The 2,954-nt window shown below is 52.4% G+C and carries 1 rRNA gene; it reads left to right on the forward strand.

The features are described from left to right. Positions 1–33 precede the first annotated feature (33 nt). Positions 34–2,952, forward strand: a 23S ribosomal RNA gene (locus JCM14108_RS13580). Positions 2,953–2,954: the final 2 nt, after the last annotated feature.

The following is a 2,954-nucleotide window of genomic DNA, read 5'->3' on the forward strand; positions in this document are numbered from 1 at the left end:
TACTCAATTAATCAAGTATCCGACGGATACTTAGGTTAAGTTATCAAGGGCGCATGGTGGATGCCTTGGCACTAGGAGCCGATGAAGGACGGGACTAACACCGATATGCTTCGGGGAGCTGTACGTAAGCTTTGATCCGGAGATTTCCGAATGGGGCAACCCAGCAGTTTTAATCGACTGTTACTGGCCAGTGAATTCATAGCTGGTCAGAGGTAGACGTGGGGAACTGAAACATCTCAGTACCCACAGGAAGATAAAGAAATTTCGATTCCCTCAGTAGCGGCGAGCGAACGGGGAACAGCCCAAACCAATGAGCTTGCTCATTGGGGTTGTAGGACTGAACATTTGAGTTACCAAAGTGGTGGCTAACCGAACAAGCTGGGAAGCTTGGCGAGACAGGGTGACAGCCCCGTAGGTGAAAGCGACCACCCTCAGTTCAGGATCCTGAGTACGGCGACACACGTGAAACGTCGTCGGAATCCGGGAGGACCATCTCCCAAGGCTAAATACTCCCTAGTGACCGATAGTGAACCAGTACCGTGAGGGAAAGGTGAAAAGCACCCCGGAAGGGGAGTGAAACAGTTCCTGAAACCATGTGCCTACAAGCAGTTAGAGCCCGTTAATGGGTGATAGCGTGCCTCTTGTAGAATGAACCGGCGAGTTACGGTGGTCTGCGAGGTTAAGGTGTCAAAACCGGAGCCGCAGCGAAAGCGAGTCTGAAGAGGGCGTTTTAGTAGGCCGCTGTAGACCCGAAACCAGGTGATCTACCCATGTCCAGGCTGAAGGTGCGGTAAAACGCACTGGAGGGCCGAACCCGTGTACGTTGAAAAGTGCTGGGATGAGGTGTGGGTAGCGGTGAAATTCCAAACGAACTTGGAGATAGCTGGTTCTCTCCGAAATAGCTTTAGGGCTAGCCTCGGACGTAGAATCATGGAGGTAGAGCCACTGTTTGGACGAGGGGCCCGTCATGGGTTACTAAGTTCAGATAAACTCCGAATACCATTGATTTTTATCCGGGAGTCAGACGGTGAGTGATAAGATCCATCGTCGAAAGGGGAACAGCCCAGACCGCCAGTTAAGGTCCCTAAATATATGCTAAGTGGAAAAGGATGTGGAGTTGCATAGACAACTAGGATGTTGGCTCAGAAGCAGCCACCATTTAAAGAGTGCGTAATAGCTCACTAGTCGAGTGATCCCGCGCCGAAAATTTACCGGGGCTAAGCATATTACCGAGACTGCGGACCTGCACGAAGTGCAGGTGATAGGAGAGCGTTCTAAGGGCGATGAAGTCAGACCGTAAGGACTGGTGGAGCGCTTAGAAGTGAGAATGCCGGTATGAGTAGCGAAAGATCAGTGAGAATCTGATCCACCGAATGACTAAGGTTTCCTGGGGAAGGCTCGTCCTCCCAGGGTTAGTCGGGACCTAAGCCGAGGCCGCAAGGCGTAGGCGATGGATAACAGGTTGAGATTCCTGTACTAGTTAATGATGTTTGAGCGATGGAGGGACGCAGGAGGCTAAGTTGTGCATGCGATTGGAAGTGCATGTTCAAGCCATAAGTCAGTCAAAGAGTTAAATGCTTTTTGGCGGGTTGACAAGTGGTGATGAGGACCGAAATTTAAGTAGGGCAGCAACCGACGTCACACTGCCGAGAAAAGCTTCTAGTGAGTCATTAACTACCCGTACCGCAAACCGACACAGGTAGTCGAGGAGAGTATCCTCAGGTGAGCGAGTGAACTCTCGTTAAGGAACTCGGCAAAATGACCCCGTAACTTCGGGAGAAGGGGTGCTGGCCGCAAGGCCAGCCGCAGTGAAAAGGCCCAGGCGACTGTTTATCAAAAACACAGGTTTCTGCAAAATCGTAAGATGACGTATAGGGGCTGACGCCTGCCCGGTGCTGGAAGGTTAAGTGGATGAGTTAGCTTCGGCGAAGCCCAGAAATGAAGCCCCAGTAAACGGCGGCCGTAACTATAACGGTCCTAAGGTAGCGAAATTCCTTGTCGGGTAAGTTCCGACCCGCACGAAAGGCGTAACGATCTGGCACTGTCTCAACGAGAGACTCGGTGAAATTGAGATACCTGTGAAGAAGCAGGTTACCCGCGACAGGACGGAAAGACCCCATGGAGCTTTACTGTAGCTTGATATTGGGTGTTGACACAGCTTGTACAGGATAGGTAGGAGCCGTTGAAGCCGGAACGCTAGTTTCGGTGGAGGCATTGGTGGGATACTACCCTCGCTGTGTGAACACTCTAACCCGCGCCACTAAGCGTGGCGGGAGACAGTGTCAGGTAGGCAGTTTGACTGGGGCGGTCGCCTCCCAAACAGTAACGGAGGCGCCCAAAGGTTCCCTCAGAATGGTTGGAAATCATTCGACGAGTGTAAAGGCAGAAGGGAGCTTGACTGCGAGACAGACAGGTCGAGCAGGGACGAAAGTCGGGCTTAGTGATCCGGTGGTTCCGTATGGAAGGGCCATCGCTCAACGGATAAAAGCTACCCTGGGGATAACAGGCTTATCTCCCCCAAGAGTCCACATCGACGGGGAGGTTTGGCACCTCGATGTCGGCTCATCGCATCCTGGGGCTGTAGTCGGTCCCAAGGGTTGGGCTGTTCGCCCATTAAAGCGGTACGCGAGCTGGGTTCAGAACGTCGTGAGACAGTTCGGTCCCTATCCGTCGCGGGCGCAGGAAATTTGAGAGGAGCTGTCCTTAGTACGAGAGGACCGGGATGGACATACCGCTGGTGTACCAGTTGCGCCGCCAGGCGCATCGCTGGGTAGCTATGTATGGATGAGATAAACGCTGAAAGCATCTAAGTGTGAAACTCGCCTCAAGATGAGATTTCCCATTCCTATATGGAAGTAAGACCCCTGAGAGAAGATCAGGTAGATAGGTTGGCAGTGGCAGTGCAGTGATGCATGGAGCGGACCAATACTAATCGGTCGAGGACTTAACCAAGT

This window comes from Lentilactobacillus farraginis DSM 18382 = JCM 14108 (assembly GCF_000583655.1).
GTDB classification, from domain to species: domain Bacteria; phylum Bacillota; class Bacilli; order Lactobacillales; family Lactobacillaceae; genus Lentilactobacillus; species Lentilactobacillus farraginis.